The organism is Bordetella sp. 2513F2, from assembly GCF_054642735.1.
Genome location: NZ_CM137755.1, coordinates 3,356,658 through 3,373,148, shown reverse-complemented (window position 1 = coordinate 3,373,148; position 16,491 = coordinate 3,356,658). Strand labels below are relative to the sequence as shown.

Below are 16,491 nucleotides of genomic sequence, written 5' to 3'. Positions count from 1 at the left end.
GCGATGGTGCCGGATGGCGGCGGATCCGCGCGGGACAGGTGCGGGTTCCTGCAGCGGCCCGGCAGCGGCGTTCAGGCGGCGCGCGCCCGCGGGGGCGCCGCGTCGCGGGGCAGCGTGTACGGGTCGGCGATGCCCATGCGCGCCAGCACGGCGGTTTCCAGGGTTTCCATGCGCCTGGCGTCGCGGGCCCGGACGTGGTCGTAGCCCAGGGCGTGCAGCACGCCGTGCAGCGTCAGGTGCGCGGCATGCGACAGCAGTGTCTTGCCCTGCTCGCGGGCTTCGCGCGCCAGCACCGGCACGCAGATGACGATGTCGCCGCGGGCGGTGCCGGCCGGGTCCAGGCCGTATTCGAAGGTGAGCACGTTGGTGGCGTAGTCGCGTCCGCGGAATTCGCGGTTCAGGCGCCGGCCCTCGGCCTGGCCCACCAGCCGGATGCTGAGCTCGGCGGCGCGGAACGGCACCAGCCCGTCGTGGGCGGCGCCGGCCAGGGCATGCTGCACCCAGCGCCGCAGGCGCCAGCGCGGCAGGCGCGGCTCCGCCACGCCGTACTGTACCGACAGCGAGAGCTCAGGCGTCATCTTCGTCGGCGGCGCGGTCGTAGGCATCGACGATGCGGGCCACCAGCGGATGGCGCACGACGTCGCGGCTGGTGAAGCGCGTGGTGGCAATGCCCTGCACCGACTCCAGCACCCGGGTGGCGTGCGCCAGGCCGCTCTGCTGGCCGCGCGGCAGGTCGACCTGGGACGGATCGCCCGTGATCACCGCCTTGCTGCCGAAGCCGATGCGGGTCAGGAACATCTTCATCTGCTCGGGCGTGGTGTTCTGCGCTTCGTCCAGGATGACGAAGGCGTGGTTCAGCGTGCGGCCGCGCATGTAGGCCAGGGGGGCGATCTCGATGGTCTGCTTCTCGAAGAGGCGCTGCACGCGCTCGAAACCCATCAGGTCGTACAGCGCGTCGTACAGCGGGCGCAGGTACGGATCCACCTTCTGGGCCAGGTCTCCGGGCAGGAAGCCCAGGCGTTCGCCGGCTTCCACGGCGGGGCGCGTCAGCACCAGCCGCTGCACCGTTTCGCGCTCCATCGCGTCGATGGCGCAGGCCACCGCCAGCCACGTCTTGCCCGTGCCCGCCGGGCCCACGCCGAAAGTGATGTCGTGCTTGAGGATGTTGTCGAGATAGTCGCGCTGGCGCGGCGTGCGCGGACGCAGGTCGCTGCGGCGGGTGCGCAGCACGATGGCGCCGCTTTCGTCCGCGACCGGCGGCAGTTCGCGCGCGTCCTCTTCGCGCACCGGCTCCTCGGCCCGGCCCACGCCGATCTCCACCAGCCCGAGCTGGATGTCGTCGACCGACAGCGCGCGGTGCGTGGCCTGGTCGTGGAAGCGGCGCAGCGCACGGCCGGCCAGCTCGGCTTTCTCGCCTTCCAGGGTGACCCGGCTGCCGCGGCGCGACAGGCTCACTCCCATGCCGTCGGCCAGCTGGCGCAGGTTCTCGTCGAGCGGGCCGCACAGATTGGCCAGGTGGGTGTTGTCGCCGTCGAGCTGGACGATCACGGGCATGTGCCGGCGCGCGCGGTTGCGGGGGGCGCTCATGCGTCGCTGCCTGCGACGCGGCCGCGCAGCGAGTTGGGATAGGCCTCGGCGATGATCACGTCGACCATCTGCCCGATGAGCCGGGGCGGGGCGGGGAAGTTCACGATGCGGTTGTTCTCGGTGCGGCCCATGAGCTCGTTGGGATCGCGGCGCGACGGGCCCTCGACCAGCACGCGCTGGCGCGTGCCCACCATGGCCCGGGCGATGGCGGCGGCCTGCTCGTTGATCAGCGCCTGCAGGCGCTGCAGGCGGCGCAGCTTCACTTCCTGGGGCGTGTCGTCGTGCAGGTCGGCCGCCGGCGTGCCGGGACGGCGCGAATAGACGAACGAGAACGAGGTGTCGAAGCCGACGTCCTCGATGAGCTTCATGGTCTTGCCGAAGTCTTCCTCGGTTTCGCCGGGAAAGCCCACGATGAAGTCGGACGAGAGCGTCAGCCCCGGGCGGGCGGCGCGCAGCTTGCGCACCACCGACTTGAACTCCAGGGCGGTGTAGCCGCGCTTCATGGCGGCCAGCACGCGGTCGCTGCCGGCCTGGACGGGCAGGTGCAGGAACGACACCAGCTTGGGCAGCCGGGCGTAGGCCTCGACCATGCGCTGGGTCATTTCCTTGGGATGCGAGGTGGTGTAGCGGATGCGCTCTATGCCGGGGATCTCGTGCACGTATTCGAGCAGGGTGGCGAAATCGGCGATCTCGCCGGTGTCTGTCATCCGGCCGCGGTAGGCATTCACGTTCTGGCCCAGCAGCGTGACTTCCTTCACGCCCTGGTCGGCCAGGTCGGCCACCTCGACCAGCACGTCGTCGAAGGGCCGCGACATCTCCTCGCCGCGGGTGTAGGGCACGACACAGAAGCTGCAGTACTTGCTGCAGCCTTCCATGATGGAGACGAAGGCGGTGGCGCCCTCGACGCGAGGCGGCGGCAGGTTGTCGAATTTCTCGATCTCGGGGAACGAGATATCCACCTGCGACACCCCCTGGGCGCGCCGGCGGCGGATGAGTTCGGGCAGGCGGTGCAGGGTCTGCGGGCCGAACACCACGTCGACGTAGGGCGCGCGCTTGACGATGGCCTCGCCTTCCTGGCTGGCCACGCAGCCGCCCACGCCGATCACGAGGTCCGGGTTGAGCTTCTTGAGGTGCTGCACCCGGCCCAGGTCGGAGAAGACCTTTTCCTGGGCCTTTTCGCGCACCGAACAGGTGTTGAAGAGGATGACGTCGGCCTCTTCCGGATTGTCGGTGAGCTCCAGCCCCTGGTCGCCGCGCAGCACGTCGGCCATCTTGTCGGAGTCGTACTCGTTCATCTGGCAGCCGAAGGTGCGGATGAAGAGCTTGCGGGTGCGGTCGCCGGCGGTGGCGGGCGGCATGTCGGCACCGGCTTGGGCCGGCGCGCGTCGGATCGTGGTTTCTTGCATTGGGGGTGGCCGTGACGGGTGTAGATCCCGGGGGCGCGGTCTGGTGAAAACGAAATTTTACCGCGCTGACACGAATGCGCGCTTGGAAGCGGCCGGGATGCCGGATACGATGGCGGGCGCGCCCGCGCCGCGGGATACCCGCGCAGCATTCCTGATCGTCCCGTTCATGTCCCAGATACCTCCGGCTCCCCTGCCTCCCGCCGTTCCCCCCGCCAGGCCGCGCTCCTGCCGGGCGGTGGTGCTCACCGCCGGCTTCGCCGTGCTGCTGCTCATGATGAGCCGCTGGGTCGACCAGCCGCTCGCGCATGCCCTGTCGCGGCATGTGGCGCCCTGGGTCGACGCGGTGTTCGACCGCATCAGCGACATCGGCGACAGCGAGCGCTACGTGATCGCCGCGCTGCTCCTCTACGTGGTGTCGCTGGTGGGGCTGCGGCGGGGCTGGGCCTGCCCGCTGCAGGCGGGCTACGAGAAGCTCGCCCGCTACGCCGTGCTGCTGATGGGCACCATGGCCATCGGCGGCCTGATTACGCTCCTGCTGAAAAAAGTCGTGTCGCGGGCGCGGCCCGAGGAGCTCTTCGAACGCGGCTTCCACGGCCTGGCCGTGCCGTTCTCGGGCGACCCCTACGATTCCTTCCCGTCCAGCCACACCCTCACCGCGTTCGCGGTGGCCGCGGTGCTGGCCGAGATCGCGCCGCGCTGGCGCTGGCCGGTGCTGGCGGTGGCGGTACTGGTGGCGCTGAGCCGGGTCATCAATCTCGACCACTACCTCTCCGACGTGACGGCCTCCGCCTTCATCGGCATTGCCGTGGCGCACTACCTGGCGCCCCACGTGCTGAATGAGGAGCGCCGCTGGATGCTGCGCGCACCGTGGCGCTGGTGGCGCCCCTAGCCCGGATATTTCACGAGGAGAGGGAATGGGGGTAGGCAGCCCCAGCCCGAAGGCTTATGGTTAGCGGTGTCGAAGCGTTAACCGAAACGGGGTCTGCCTATGCCAAAGTGTACCGTCGAAGTGGTGCCGATGGGGCGAGTGGGACGTCGCCGGATTCAGGCATCCTTTACAGGTGGCGATCTGGTCAGCGACGGCGGGGTGCTGTTGTTGCGCCAGGTGGACCGTCGCCTTGGGCTGACCCGTTCGGCCAGCGCGGCACTGTCGGATCGCCGGCGCGTTGCGAGCGTGCGCCATGAGGTGCATACGCTGCTGTCGCAGCGGGTCTACGGATTGTGCTGCGGCTGGGAAGACATCAGCGACCACAATGTGCTGCGCGGTGACATGGCGCTGCAGACGGCGCTCGGCCAAGTCCAGGAGCTGGCTTCGGCGCCGACCTTGTCGCGGTTCGAGAACGCGGTGGATCGGGGCGATACGGCCCGTTTGCAGGCGGTGCTCGTGGAGCAGTTCATTGCACATTGGCGCGGTGCGCCGCCGGCCCAACTGGTGCTGGACATCGATGCCACGCACGTGCCGCTGCACGGGGCGCAGGAGCGCGCCGCGTTCAACCGGCATTACGACAATTACTGCTATCTGCCGGTGTACGTGTTCTGCGGGCAGGATCTGCTGGCCTGTGTGCTGCGGCCCAGCGACCGCGATCCGGCCAAGATTCTCAGTGCGCTGGTGCGCACCCTGGCGCGGCGGCTGCGCCAGGCTTGGCCGCAGGTACAGCTGATTGTGCGGGCCGACTCGGGGTTCTGCCGCGCGCCGGCCTTGCGCCGCTTCGAGCGTTGGGGCATCGACTACGTGATCGGGCTGCAGAAGAACGCCGCGCTGCTGCAACGGACCGCGTTGGCCGAACTGGCGCTGGCCGAGAACTACGAGCGCGCGCAGAGCAAGCAGCGCCTGATCGGCGAGTTCTCCTACGCGGCACGCACCTGGAGCCGGCAACGGCGCGTCATCGCCCGCCTGGAACACGATGCGCGTGGAGCCAATCCGCGCTTCGTGGTCACCAGCCTGAGCGGCGATGCGGCCGAACTGTACGAGCGCCTGTACTGCGCGCGCGGCGAGGCCGAGAACCGCATCAAGGAAGCCCAACTCGATTTGTTCGGCCGACGCGCCAGTTGCCACGCCTGGCAGGCCAATCAGCTTCGGCTGCTGCTCGCTGCGCTGGCCTACACCCTCATGGTCCATTTGCGCCGACTGGCCCTGCAAGGCACGCAACTGGCCCATGCCTGCACCCAGACCATCCGCACCCGGCTACTGAAAATCGGCGCGGCCATCCTGCGCAACACCCGTCGTGTGCGGGTGCTGTTGGCCTCGAACCATCCCATGAAAGCCGTCTTCCTGCTCGCCGCACAACGGCTCGGTCCATAACCCATCCAAAGTGCTGGCCCCGGCACGCTGTCCAGCTCGGGGGAAAGGGGGCCGTGCGCCCTGACGCCGGTTAAAAACCCTGTTCAACGACTTCAGCCCCCCTCTCACACCCCTCTGGCTCCCTCTGGCGCCATCCCCTACGGAAACTGACCTGCTCGCGAAATATCCGGGCTAGGGGTTCCGGACAGCGCATCGGGCCTCCGGACACGGCATCGCAGGCGCCGGAGGGTGCTGCCCTCGGCAGGATTTGCCCGCTGTCTGTCCAAAAAAACTTGACGGCATGTCAATGGCTGCTGGGATTGTCAAGATCCTTTGCCGGCCCAAGAATCCTCTGTTGGATATCAGAACAGCATCGGAGACAGCGCATGCCGGCACCAGCCCAGGCCTTGCCCGTTGCGACCCGCCGCGTGGGCAGCGTGCTGGGGGTCGCAAAGGAGAACCCACCCGTCCACGCCCTGTGGGCGGACCTGGCCGGCGACGACATCGGCTCGGCCACGCGCCGACGCCGGGCCGCCATGCGCAGCCCGTGCCAGCGCTGCTGAGCGCACGGGCCGCCGATACACCAAGGACCAAGCAGAGATGGACCTCCAATTCACCCCCGAAGAACAGGCATTCCGCGAGCAGGTGCAGGCCTTCCTGCGCGACAGGCTGCCGGCCGGCATGGCGCGCAAGGTAAAGAACGGGCTGCGCCTGTCCAGGCAGGATCTCGCGCAGTGGCATGCCATCCTGAACGAGCGCGGCTGGCTGGCCAATCATTGGCCCAGGGAGTACGGCGGCCCGGGCTGGGGGCCGGTCGAGCGATTCATTTTCGAGAACGAGTGCGCGCTGGCCGGCGCGCCGCGCATCGTGCCCTTCGGCGTGAACATGCTGGGACCGGTGCTGATCAAGTACGGCAGCGAGGCGCAGAAGCGCCATTGGCTGCCCCGCATCCTGAACGGCCAGGACTGGTGGTGCCAGGGCTATTCCGAACCCGGCGCGGGGTCCGACCTGGCCTCGGTCCAGACCCAGGCCGTGCGCGACGGCGACCACTACATCGTCAATGGCCAGAAGACCTGGACCACGCTGGGCCATTACGCCAACATGATCTTCTGCCTGGTGCGCACCGACCGCGAGGCCAAGGCCCAGCGCGGCATCAGCTTCCTGCTGGTCGACATGACCGCGCCCGGCGTGGAGGTGCGACCCATCATCACGCTCGACGGCGAGCACGAGGTCAACGAGGTGTTCTTCACCGACGTGCGGGTGCCAGCGGAGAACCTGGTGGGCGAGGAGAACCAGGGATGGACCTACGCCAAGTACCTGCTGACCTACGAGCGCACCAACATCGCCGGGGTGGGCTTTTCGGCCGAGGCATTCGAGCGGCTGCAGCGGCTGGCCGGCAAGCTGCGCTACAACGGCAGGCCCCTGGCCGAGGATCCGCTGTTCGCGGCGCGCATGGCCCGCGTGGGCATCGATCTCGAGAACATGAAGACGACCAATCTGCGCGTGCTCGCCGCGGTGGCGGGCGGCGGGGTGCCGGGCGCGGAGAGCTCCATGCTCAAGATACGCGGCACCGAGATCCGCCAGGAGATCCTCTCGCTCATGCGGCGCGCCCTGGGGCCCTATGCCGCGCCTTTCATCGAGGAAGCCCTCTACGACGATTACGACGAAGATCCGGTGGGGCCGGAGGAGGCCGCGTCGGCCGCCTGCGCCTACTTCAACTACCGCAAGCTGTCCATCTTCGGCGGCTCCAACGAAATCCAGAAGAACATCATCTCGAAGATGATCCTGGGCCTGTGAGGCACGGAAGGAATCGGGCGCCATGAATTTCGAACATACGCAGGACCGCCGCATGCTGGCGGACACGCTGGAGCGCTTCATCTCCCAGCAGTACGGCATCGAGACCCGCAACCGGCTCGCCTACGGGGCCGAGGGACACAGCGCGGCGCTGTATGGCCGTTTCGCCGAGCTCGGCGCCATCGGGGCCCTGTTCCCCGAAGAGGCGGGCGGTTTCGGGGGCGGGGGCTTCGACATCAGCGTGGTCTTCGAGTGCCTGGGCCGCGGCCTGGTGGTCGAGCCGCTGCTGGGGGCGCTGGTGGTGGGCCAGGCCCTGGTCCGGGCGGGCGACGCCGCGCAGCGGGCGTGGCTGGAAGGCATCATGGACGGCAGCGTGGTCGCGGCACTGGCCCACGACGAACCGGGCAGCCGCTACGAGCTTGCGCAGGTGTCGACTCGGGCGCGCAGGCACGGCGGCGGCTGGGTGATCGACGGCGCCAAGGGCGTGGTGAGCTTCGGCGAGCAGGCGGGGCTGCTGCTGGTTTCCGCCCGCACGTCGGGCGACGCCTCCGATCCCCGCGGGATCAGCCTGTTCCTGGTGCCGGGGGATGCCGCCGGCATCGTGCGCCGCGGCTACAGGCGGTTCGAAGGCGGCCGCGCGGCCGAACTGCGCCTGGAGGGCGTGCAGGTCGGCGCCGGGGCATTGCTGGGCGGGGAGGGCGAGGGCCATGCCCTGCTGGAGCGCATCTGCGGCTATGCGCTGCTGGCGCTGTCGGCCGAGGCCCTGGGCGCCATGGACGTGGCCAAGCAGCACACGCTGGAATACCTGCGCACGCGCAAGCAGTTCGGCGTGCCCATCGGCAGCTTCCAGGCGCTGCAGCATCGCATGGCCGACCTGCTGCTGGAGGTGGAGCAGGCGCGTTCGGCCGTCATCAACGCGGCCGCGGCCATCGACGGCGCAGAGCGGGTGCCGCGCGAGCGGGCGCTGTCCGCCGCCAAGTACAGCGTGGGCCGCATCGGCACGCGGGTGGCCGAAGAGAGCATACAGATGCACGGCGGCATCGGCATGACCTGGGAACTGCCGCTGGCGCACTATGCCAAGCGCCTGGTCATGATCGACCACCAGTACGGCGACGAAGATCACCACCTGGCGCGCTATATCGCCCTGGCGGCCTGAACGCCGGCCGGGATTGGAAGAGGGAGACACGAGGCATGACAGAACAGACCAGGACGCAGGCCGGCGACGGCGTGGATTTTCCGCTCGAGGGGATACGGGTGCTGGACCTGTCCCGCGTCTTCGCCGGTCCGTTGTGCGGCCAGGTGCTGGCGGACTTCGGCGCCGAGGTCATCAAGGTGGAGCACCCGTGCCGGGGCGACGACACGCGCGATTGGGGCATGCGCATCGGCAAGACCGAAACCACCTACTACAACAGCATGAACCGCAACAAGCGGTCCATCACGCTGGACCTGCAGACGCCCGAGGGCCTGCGCATCGTCCACGAACTGCTGCCCCGGTGCGACGTGGTGATCCACAACTTCAAGGCCGGCGGGGCCGAGAAGCTGGGCCTGGGCTACGCGCAGCTCAGCGCCCTCAAGCCTGACCTGATCTACTGCGCCTTCACCGGCTACGACGGCAGCGGTCCCGAGGCCAGCCGCCCCGGCTACGACCTGGTGATACAGGGCGAGTCCGGGCTCATGGCCATCAACGGCGAGGCCAGCCAGCCGCCGCTCAAGTTCGGCGTGGCCGTGGTTGACATGATGACCGGCATGTATGCGGCCCAGGCGGTGCTGGCGGCCCTGTACCAGCGCGATCGCACGGGCAGGGGCAGGCTGATCGAGATGGCGCTCTACGACTGCGGCATCATGATCACCGGCTACTACGGCCTGGACGCGATGCAGCTGGGCCGGGACCCGCAGCGCTACGGCAACGCCCATCCGTCCATCGTGCCCTACGGCATGTTCGAGGCGGCCGACGGCCCGCTGATCATCGCCGTGGGCAACAACAGCCAGTTCGAGAAGTTCTGCACCCAGGTGGTGCTGCGCCCGGACATCCTGCAGGATCCGCGCTATGCCACCAACGTGGAGCGCGCCCGCAACCGCCTGACCCTGCAGCCGCTGCTCAAGGAGCTGATCGCCGGCTTCCCGCGCGACGTGCTGATCGAGCGCATGTCGGCCTGCGGGATCCCCTGCGGCCGGGTGGCGGGCCTGCACGAGGCGCTGACCAGCGAACGCACGCGCCGCGGCGGCCTGCTGCGCGAGATGCCGCATCCGGTGGCGGGTTCCACCCACGTATTCGCGCCGCCGTACCGCCTGGACGGCCAGCGCCTGCCCATCCGCAACGCGCCGCCGACGCTGGGCGAGGGCACGCGCGAGGTGCTGCAGCGCCTGCTGCAGCTGCCCGACGCCGAGCTCGAGGCGCTGCAGGCGCGCGGCGTGCTGACGCTGCCCGACGCGCCCGCCTGATATTCCAAGCCGGCCAGGCCCGCGCGGCCGGGCCGACCACGCGGCGCACGCCCGCACCATGCCAACGACAAGACCAAGGAGACGAACCATGCCACATCCTCATTCGCGCCGCGCATTCCTGCGCCTGGCGGCTGCTGCCGCTGCGGCCTCGGCCGTGGGGCTGCCCGCGCGCGCCCGCAGCGCCTGGCCCGACCAGCCCATCCGCCTGGTGGTGCCCTACACCGCGGGGGGCTTCACCGACCAGATGGCCCGCCTGATACAGCCGGGCCTGCAGCAGGCGCTGGGCCAGCCCGTGATCATCGAGAACAAGCCGGGCGCCAACAGCATCATCGGCGTGGACCAGGTGGCCAAGGCCACGCCCGACGGCACCACCTTCGGCGTGGTCATTGCGGCCTATGCGGCCAACACCACGCTGTATCCCCAGCTGCCCTACGACCCGGCCAAGGACCTGGCGTGCGTGTCGCTGCTGGGCGTTTCGCCGCTGGTGGCTGCGGTGGCCAGCAACGCGCCTTTCAAGACGGCGCAGGAGCTGGTGGCCCATGCGCGGGCCCATCCGGGCGAAGTGAGCTTCGGCTCCTCCGGCAACGGCTCCAGCGCCCATCTGACCACCGAGCTGCTGAAGCTGCTCACCCGGACCGACATGGTGCACGTGCCCTACCGCGGCGCCGCGCCGGCGCTGGTCGACCTCATGGGCGGGCAGATCTCGCTGTTCCTGGATCCCCCGCCCAACCTGATCGAACCGGCCAAGGCCGGGCGCATCCGCCTCATCGGCGTGGCAAGCGACAAGCGCCTGCCCGTGCTGCCGGACGTGCCGACTTTCGCCGAGCAGGGCATCGAAGGCCTGATGGGCAGCACCTGGGCCGCGGTGATCGCGCCGGCCGGGGTGCCGCAGGAGATCGTCCAGCGGATGTCGGAGGAAATCGGCCGCATCATCCGCGGCCAGGAGGCGCAGGCCCGCCTGGAGGCCATGGGCACGTTGCCCGAGGGGTCGACGCCGCAGGACTGCCGGCGCTTCATCGAGGCCGAGACGGTGAAGTGGGCGCGCGTGATCCGCGAGGCCGGGGTCTCGGTGCAATAGCGGGTGCAGCAGGCGCCAGCGGCGCCGCAAAACACGAAGCCCGCGGCATGCCGCGGGCTTCGTCGTCTCGGATGCGGGCCACGGTGCCCGGCCGGATCAGGCGATCTCGGCCTCGTCCTTCTTGACCGGCTTGACTAGGTCCTCGCGCTTGACGCCCATCCACATGGCGAGCGCCGCGGCCACGAAGACCGACGAATAGATGCCGAACCAGATCCCGATGGTCAGGGCCAGCGAGAAGTAGTGCAGGGTGGGGCCGCCGAAGAACAGCATGGCCAGCACCATCAGCTGGGTCGACCCGTGGGTGATGATGGTGCGCGAGATCGTCTGGGTGATGGCGCTGTTGATCACCTCCCTGACGTCGGCCTTGCGGTACTTGCGGAAGTTCTCGCGGATCCGGTCCATGATCACCACCGACTCGTTCACCGAATAACCCAGCACGGCCAGCACGCCGGCCAGCACGGCCAGCGAGAATTCCCACTGGAAGAAGGCGAAGAAGCCCAGGATGATCACCACGTCGTGCAGGTTGGCGATCACGCCGGCCACGGCGAACTTCCATTCGAAGCGGAAGCCCAGGTAGACCATGATGCCGATCACCACCACCAGCAGGGCCATCAGGCCGTTGTGCAGCAGTTCCTGGCCGACCTGCGGGCCCACGAACTCCACCCGGCGCAGTTCCACCGAAGGGTCGACGGCCTTCAGGCCCTGCATCACGGTCTCGCTCTGCGTGGCGGAAGTCTGGCCCTCGGTGAGCGGCAGGCGGATCATGACGTCGCGCGAGGTGCCGAAGTTCTGCACCTGGAAGTCGGTATAGCCCAGCCTGGAGACGGCGCCGCGGACTTCGTCGAGCTGCGCCGTCTGGGCGTAGCTGACCTCCATGACCGTGCCGCCGGTGAATTCGATCGACAGGTGGAAGCCGCGCGTGATGATGAAGAACACCGCCAACACGAAGGTGACGAGGCTGATGGCGTTCAGCACCAGCGCATGGCGCATGAACGGGATGGTGCGGTGGATCCGGAAGAATTCCATGAGTCGCCTTGCTAGGGTTCGGGGGCGGGCGGCCAGGGGCCGCCCGCGCGATCATTCGATCACTGTTTCTTGCTGGCCGGTTTCCAGACGGTGCCGATGGAGATGCGCTCGAGCTTGCGCTTGCGGCCGTACCAGAAGTTGGCCAGCGCACGCACGCACACCACCGACGAGAACATCGAGGTGAGGATGCCCAGGCAGTGCACCACCGCGAAGCCCCGGATCGGACCGGATCCGAAGGCCAGCAGCGCCAGGCCCACGATCAGCGTGGTGAGGTTGGAGTCGAGGATGGTGCCCCAGGCGCGCTCGAAGCCCTGGTGGATGGCGGCCTGCGGCGACGCGCCGTTGCGCAGCTCTTCGCGGATGCGCTCGTTGATCAGCACGTTCGAGTCGATGGCCATGCCCAGCGTGAGGGCGATGGCGGCGATGCCGGGCAGGGTTAGCGTGGCCTGCAGCATGGACAGCAGCGCGAGCAGGAACAGCACGTTCATCGTCAGGCCGATGGCCGAGAACACGCCGAACAGGTGGTAGTAGACGATGATGAAGAGCGCCACGGCGAGGAAGCCGTAGAGGGTGGAGTTGAAGCCCTTGGAGATGTTGTCGGCGCCCAGGCTGGGGCCGATCGTGCGCTCCTCGATGATGGACATCGGCGCGGCCAGCGCGCCGGCGCGCAGCAGCAGCGCGGTGTCGGCGGCTTCCTCGGCCGTCATGCTGCCGGTGATCTGCACCTGGCCGCCGGCGATCTCGGTGCGGATCACCGGCGCCGTCACGACCTCGCCCCTGCCGTTCTCGAACAGCAGGATGGCCATGCGCTTGCCCACGTTGTCGCGCGTGACGTCGCGGAAGATGCGCGCGCCCTTCGCGTCGAGCGTGAGGTGCACGGCCGCCTGCTGGGTCTGGGAATCGCGTCCCGGCTGGGCGTCCTGGAGGTTCTCTCCGGTGAGCACCACCTGGCGGCGCACCAGGATGGGCCGGCCGTCGCGGTCGGTGTAGCGCTCCAGGCCGAACGGCACGGTGCCGTTCATGAGGGCGCTCTGCGCGGCCGGCGTATCGTCGACCATGCGGATCTCGAGGGTGGCGGTGCGGCCGAGCAGTTCCTTGGCCTTGGCCACGTCCTGCACGCCGGGCAACTGCACGATGATGCGATCCGAGCCCTGCTGCTGGATCACGGGCTCGGCCACGCCGAGCTCGTTGATGCGGTTGTGCAGGGTGCTGATGTTCTGCTGGAGCGCGTTGTCCTGCACGCGCGTGACGGCCGCGGGGCTGAGCTGGGCCACCAGCTGGGGCCGGCCGCCGTTCTCGGCGTCGGTGAATTCCAGGTCTGCCATGCGCGTGCGCAGGGCGTCGCGCGCGCGGTCGCGGGCCGCCTCGTCGGCAAAGGTGGCCGTCACCGACATGCCGGCGCGCTCGACGCCCGATGCCTCGATCTTCTGGTCGCGCAGCACCGCGCGCACATCGGTGGCCAGCGCGTCGTAGCGGGAGGTCAGGGCGCCCTGCATGTCGACCTGCAGCAGGAAGTGCACGCCGCCGCGCAGGTCCAGGCCCAGGTACATGGGCCGCGGCTCGAACCAGCCCAGCGCGCGCATCCACGGGGGAGAGGCCGGCAGCAGGTTCAGGGCCACGGTGTATTGGGGATCGCCGGCCACGGTGTTGAGGGCGTGGTCGAGCGCGTCGCGTGCCTGCAGCTGCACGTCGGTGGACTCGAAGCGCGCACGCACGGTGCCCAGCGTGCCGGTCTGCTCGTAATAGACGCTGGTGGGCCGCAGATTGGCGCTGGCCAGGATCTGCTCCACCCGCTGCAGCATGGCAGGATCCACCTTGACGGTGGCCTTGGCGCTGGAAACCTGGACCGCCGGCGACTCGCCGTAGAAATTGGGCAGGGTGTAGAGCAGGCCTATCACGACCGCGACCAGGACCGTGATGTACTTCCAGAGGGGATAGCGGTTCATTGCCGGCGAGTTCTAGCGAGAAGAAGATGAAAGCCCCCTCTCGGGAGTAGGGGGCTTCATGGGACGCTTACAGGGCCTTGATGGTTCCCTTGGGCAGGACGGTCGTCACCGCGGTCTTCTGCATGGTCACTTCGACGGGCTTGTCGGCCAGTTCGGCCACTTCCACCGAGATGTAGCTGTCGGTGACCTTGGAAACCTTGCCCAGCAGGCCGCCGGCCGTCACGACTTCGTCGCCCTTGGCGAGGGCGGCAACCATGTTGCGGTGTTCCTTCTGGCGCTTCATCTGAGGACGGATCATCAGGAAATAGAGGATCACGAACATCAGGATGATGGGCAGCATGCCCATCAGCGCGTTGCCTTCGGGGGCGGCCTGGGCCAGGACGAGGCCGGCGGTGTCGATAGCGGACATGGTTGTACTCCTGAGGGTTTGACTGTTGTCGTTGGGTTTTGGTTGGGGTGCGTCGGCACATGGGCCGTGCCGGCGGATCCCCCCACCGGCACCACGTGCCTGTTCCCGCCCGGCCAGAGCCGCGAGCCGTAACCGGGCAAGCCGGCTATTGTAGCGGGCTTGCGGGAGGCGTCCATGCCACCGGCGGCCGGCGCGCGGGCGGCCCCGGGGGCGCCCGCCGGCTACTCGACGCCGCGGGCGCGGTCGGCGGCAAACTGCGCGCGCCAGGCGTCGAAACGCTGTTCGGCGATGGCCTGGCGCATCTCCGCCATGATGGTCAGGTAGAAGTGCAGGTTGTGCAGCGTGTTCAGCCGCGCGCCGGTGATCTCGTTGGCGCGCTGCAGGTGATGCAGGTAGGCCCGCGAGAAGTGGCTGCAGGTATGGCAGGCGCAGTGCGGGTCCAGCGGGCGCGTGTCGTCGCGGTAGCGGGCGTTGCGGATCTTCAGGTCGCCATGGCGGGTGAACAGCCAGCCGTTGCGGGCATTGCGGGTCGGCATCACGCAATCGAACATGTCCACCCCGCGCGACACGCCTTCCACCAGGTCCTCGGGCGTGCCCACGCCCATGAGATAGCGCGGCGCGTGCTGCGGCAGGCGCGGCGTGACGTGGGCCAGGATGCGCCGCATGTCTTCCTTGGGCTCGCCCACCGACAGGCCGCCGATCGCATAGCCGTGGAAGCCGATGTCGGCCAGTCCGGCCAGGGACTCGTCGCGCAGCGACTCGTACATGCCGCCCTGGACGATGCCGAACAGCGCGTTGGGATTCCCCAGGCGGTCGAACTCGTCGCGCGAGCGGCGCGCCCAGCGCAGCGACATGCGCATCGAGCGCGCGGCCTCCTCCACGGTGGCGGGGCGGCCGTCGATCTCGTAGGGGGTGCACTCGTCGAACACCATGGCGATGTCCGAATTCAGCGAGCGCTGGATGCGCATGGACTCCTCGGGCGTGAGGAACAGCCGCGCCCCGTCGATGGGCGAGGCGAACTTCACGCCTTCTTCGGTGATCTTGCGCATGCCCTGCAGGCTGAAGACCTGGAAGCCGCCCGAATCCGTGAGGATGGGCTTGTGCCACTGCATGAAGCCGTGCAGGCCGCCATGCCTGTCGAGGATGTCGGTGCCGGGCCGCAGCCAGAGGTGGAAGGTGTTGCCCAGCACGATCTGGGCCCCGATGTCGGCGAGCTCGTGCGGCAGCATGGCCTTGACGCTGCCGTAGGTGCCCACGGGCATGAAGATGGGCGTCTCGACCACGCCGTGGTTCAGGGTGATGCGGCCGCGGCGCGCGGCGCCGTCGGTGCCCAGCAGCTCGAATTGCAGTCCGGTCATGGGTTGGGGGTTTCGATGAACATCGCGTCGCCGTAGCTGAAGAAGCGATAGCGCTGGGCCACCGCATGCGCATAGGCGCGGCGGATGGGCTCGATGCCGGCCAGCGCCGACACCAGCATCAGCAGGGTGGATTGGGGCAGGTGGAAGTTGGTGAGCAGGGCGTCGACCACCCGGTAGCGGTAGCCCGGCGTGATGAAGAGCCGGGTATCGCCCTGGGCAGCGGCCAGCGGCGCGCCAGGCGGGGTGGCGGCGGCCGCCGACTCCAGGGCCCGCACGCTGGTGGTGCCCACGGCCACCACGCGGCCGCCGCGCGCGCGGGTCTCGGCCACGGCCTGCGCCGTGGCCGGCGGCACGGTGTACCACTCGGCATGCATCACGTGTTCGGCGACGTTCTGCACGCGCACCGGCTGGAAGGTGCCGGCGCCCACGTGCAGCGTCACGAAGGCCCGGGCCACGCCCAGCCCGGCCAGGCGCTCCAGCATGTCCTGGTCGAAGTGCAGCCCCGCGGTGGGCGCTGCCACGGCGCCGGGTTCGCGCGCATACACGGTCTGGTAGCGGCTTTCGTCCTCCGACTCGGCGGCATGGGTGATGTAGGGCGGCAGCGGCGTGGCCCCATGGGCCTCGAGCAGGTCCAGCACCGGTGCCGGGAAGCGCAGGTCGAAGAGCTCGCCTTCGCGGCCCAGCACCGTGGCGTCGAAGGCATCGGCCAGGCGCAGCACCATGCCGGCGCCGGGGGATTTGCTGGCGCGTACGTGGGCCAGCGCGCGGTCGGGCTCGACGATGCGTTCCACCAGGACCTCGACGCGTCCGCCCGTGGCCTTGTGGCCGGTCAGCCGGGCCTTGATGACGCGGGTGTCGTTGAACACCAGCAGGTCGCCGGGGCGCAGCAGGCCGGCGAGATCCGGGAAGCGCAGGTCGTGGAGCTGGCTCCGGGCGTCCAGGTGCAGCAGGCGGCTGCCGCCGCGCTGCTCGGCCGGGTGCTGGGCGATCAGCTCGGGCGGCAGGTCGTAGTCGAAATCGGAAAGAGTGAGCGGGGAGGACACGCGGATACGGGAAAGTGGGTGCCGGCATGCGCCGGCGAACCCGGTATTGTAAGTCGCAACGCCGCGGGCCCCCCCGTGCCGCCACGGGCGCCGCGCCTTGGGTATGCTCTCGTTTTCGCGA

General features: G+C 69.1%; 15 protein-coding genes. 7 read left to right on the top strand and 8 right to left on the bottom strand.

The features are described 5' to 3' along the window. Nucleotides 1-71: 71 nt before the first annotated feature. Genes ybeY through miaB form a run of 3 tightly spaced genes read right to left on the bottom strand, consistent with a single transcriptional unit; the run spans nucleotide 72 to nucleotide 2,993 of the window. On the bottom strand, nucleotides 72-578 hold the full coding sequence (ybeY, locus tag ACYBYQ_RS15945; protein ID WP_459615284.1) for an rRNA maturation RNase YbeY: 507 nt from the start codon (nucleotides 576-578) through the stop codon (nucleotides 72-74). Further along, nucleotides 568-1,587, bottom strand: coding sequence for a PhoH family protein (locus ACYBYQ_RS15940; protein WP_459615283.1), 1,020 nt, complete (start codon nucleotides 1,585-1,587; stop codon nucleotides 568-570). Before ACYBYQ_RS15940 ends, ybeY begins: the two co-directional genes overlap by 11 nt. Continuing rightward, nucleotides 1,584-2,993, bottom strand: coding sequence for a tRNA (N6-isopentenyl adenosine(37)-C2)-methylthiotransferase MiaB (gene miaB / locus ACYBYQ_RS15935; RefSeq protein ID WP_459615281.1), 1,410 nt, complete (start codon nucleotides 2,991-2,993; stop codon nucleotides 1,584-1,586). Before miaB ends, ACYBYQ_RS15940 begins: the two co-directional genes overlap by 4 nt. A 166-nt stretch (nucleotides 2,994-3,159) precedes the next feature. On the opposite strand from miaB, the gene ACYBYQ_RS15930 reads away from it, so the two are divergent. The 7 genes from ACYBYQ_RS15930 (at nucleotide 3,160) to ACYBYQ_RS15900 (ending at nucleotide 10,588) form a co-directional block, all read left to right on the top strand. Continuing rightward, nucleotides 3,160-3,882, top strand: coding sequence for a phosphatase PAP2 family protein (locus tag ACYBYQ_RS15930; protein ID WP_459615279.1), 723 nt, complete (start codon nucleotides 3,160-3,162; stop codon nucleotides 3,880-3,882). 99 nt (nucleotides 3,883-3,981) lie between these two features. Then, on the top strand, nucleotides 3,982-5,295 hold the full coding sequence (locus ACYBYQ_RS15925; protein WP_459615278.1) for an IS1380 family transposase: 1,314 nt from the start codon (nucleotides 3,982-3,984) through the stop codon (nucleotides 5,293-5,295). Between the two features lie 365 nt (nucleotides 5,296-5,660). Further along, nucleotides 5,661-5,837: a hypothetical protein gene (locus ACYBYQ_RS15920; protein WP_459615276.1), complete on the top strand. Its 177-nt coding sequence runs from the start codon at nucleotides 5,661-5,663 to the stop codon at nucleotides 5,835-5,837. A gap of 37 nt (nucleotides 5,838-5,874) precedes the next feature. Continuing rightward, nucleotides 5,875-7,071: an acyl-CoA dehydrogenase family protein gene (locus ACYBYQ_RS15915; RefSeq protein ID WP_459615275.1), complete on the top strand. Its 1,197-nt coding sequence runs from the start codon at nucleotides 5,875-5,877 to the stop codon at nucleotides 7,069-7,071. Between the two features lie 22 nt (nucleotides 7,072-7,093). Next, nucleotides 7,094-8,224 carry an acyl-CoA dehydrogenase family protein gene (locus tag ACYBYQ_RS15910; protein WP_459615273.1) on the top strand — a complete coding sequence of 377 codons (1,131 nt, stop codon included), beginning with the start codon at nucleotides 7,094-7,096 and terminating at the stop codon, nucleotides 8,222-8,224. Nucleotides 8,225-8,259: 35 nt separating this feature from the next. Next, on the top strand, nucleotides 8,260-9,510 hold the full coding sequence (locus tag ACYBYQ_RS15905; protein WP_459615272.1) for a CaiB/BaiF CoA transferase family protein: 1,251 nt from the start codon (nucleotides 8,260-8,262) through the stop codon (nucleotides 9,508-9,510). Between the two features lie 88 nt (nucleotides 9,511-9,598). Next, nucleotides 9,599-10,588 (top strand): tripartite tricarboxylate transporter substrate binding protein, encoded by a 990-nt coding sequence (locus tag ACYBYQ_RS15900; protein WP_459615271.1) that lies wholly within the window; start codon nucleotides 9,599-9,601, stop codon nucleotides 10,586-10,588. 96 nt (nucleotides 10,589-10,684) lie between these two features. Here ACYBYQ_RS15900 and secF read toward each other — a convergent pair whose 3' ends face one another. The 5 genes from secF to queA all read right to left on the bottom strand — a co-directional run bounded on the left by secF (nucleotide 10,685) and on the right by queA (nucleotide 16,370). Beyond that, a complete protein-coding gene (gene secF / locus ACYBYQ_RS15895; RefSeq protein WP_459615270.1) occupies nucleotides 10,685-11,614 on the bottom strand; it encodes a protein translocase subunit SecF in 930 nt (309 codons plus the stop codon). Nucleotides 11,615-11,673: 59 nt separating this feature from the next. Beyond that, a complete protein-coding gene (gene secD, locus ACYBYQ_RS15890) occupies nucleotides 11,674-13,560 on the bottom strand; it encodes a protein translocase subunit SecD (protein WP_459615268.1) in 1,887 nt (628 codons plus the stop codon). A 67-nt stretch (nucleotides 13,561-13,627) separates the two neighbouring features. Beyond that, the gene (yajC, locus tag ACYBYQ_RS15885; protein WP_459615267.1) at nucleotides 13,628-13,969 is read right to left on the bottom strand and encodes a preprotein translocase subunit YajC; all 342 of its coding nucleotides are present in this window, start codon (nucleotides 13,967-13,969) and stop codon (nucleotides 13,628-13,630) included. Between the two features lie 221 nt (nucleotides 13,970-14,190). Further along, a complete protein-coding gene (gene tgt, locus ACYBYQ_RS15880) occupies nucleotides 14,191-15,327 on the bottom strand; it encodes a tRNA guanosine(34) transglycosylase Tgt (RefSeq protein ID WP_459615266.1) in 1,137 nt (378 codons plus the stop codon). Continuing rightward, nucleotides 15,324-16,370, bottom strand: coding sequence for a tRNA preQ1(34) S-adenosylmethionine ribosyltransferase-isomerase QueA (gene queA, locus ACYBYQ_RS15875; RefSeq protein WP_459615265.1), 1,047 nt, complete (start codon nucleotides 16,368-16,370; stop codon nucleotides 15,324-15,326). Before queA ends, tgt begins: the two co-directional genes overlap by 4 nt. Nucleotides 16,371-16,491: the final 121 nt, after the last annotated feature.

Bases quoted from the DNA above. Each gene is read 5' to 3' on its own strand.
- ACYBYQ_RS15930 (WP_459615279.1), top strand. From the start codon at position 3,160: ATGTCCCAGATACCTCCGGCTCCCCTGCCTCCCGCCGTTCCCCCCGCC.
- yajC (WP_459615267.1), bottom strand. From the start codon at position 13,969: ATGTCCGCTATCGACACCGCCGGCCTCGTCCTGGCCCAGGCCGCCCCC.
- ACYBYQ_RS15905 (WP_459615272.1), top strand. From the start codon at position 8,260: ATGACAGAACAGACCAGGACGCAGGCCGGCGACGGCGTGGATTTTCCG.
- tgt (WP_459615266.1), bottom strand. From the start codon at position 15,327: ATGACCGGACTGCAATTCGAGCTGCTGGGCACCGACGGCGCCGCGCGC.
- ACYBYQ_RS15900 (WP_459615271.1), top strand. From the start codon at position 9,599: ATGCCACATCCTCATTCGCGCCGCGCATTCCTGCGCCTGGCGGCTGCT.
- ACYBYQ_RS15915 (WP_459615275.1), top strand. From the start codon at position 5,875: ATGGACCTCCAATTCACCCCCGAAGAACAGGCATTCCGCGAGCAGGTG.
- secD (WP_459615268.1), bottom strand. From the start codon at position 13,560: ATGAACCGCTATCCCCTCTGGAAGTACATCACGGTCCTGGTCGCGGTC.
- ACYBYQ_RS15920 (WP_459615276.1), top strand. From the start codon at position 5,661: ATGCCGGCACCAGCCCAGGCCTTGCCCGTTGCGACCCGCCGCGTGGGC.
- miaB (WP_459615281.1), bottom strand. From the start codon at position 2,993: ATGCAAGAAACCACGATCCGACGCGCGCCGGCCCAAGCCGGTGCCGAC.
- ACYBYQ_RS15925 (WP_459615278.1), top strand. From the start codon at position 3,982: ATGCCAAAGTGTACCGTCGAAGTGGTGCCGATGGGGCGAGTGGGACGT.
- ACYBYQ_RS15940 (WP_459615283.1), bottom strand. From the start codon at position 1,587: ATGAGCGCCCCCCGCAACCGCGCGCGCCGGCACATGCCCGTGATCGTC.
- secF (WP_459615270.1), bottom strand. From the start codon at position 11,614: ATGGAATTCTTCCGGATCCACCGCACCATCCCGTTCATGCGCCATGCG.
- ACYBYQ_RS15910 (WP_459615273.1), top strand. From the start codon at position 7,094: ATGAATTTCGAACATACGCAGGACCGCCGCATGCTGGCGGACACGCTG.
- ybeY (WP_459615284.1), bottom strand. From the start codon at position 578: ATGACGCCTGAGCTCTCGCTGTCGGTACAGTACGGCGTGGCGGAGCCG.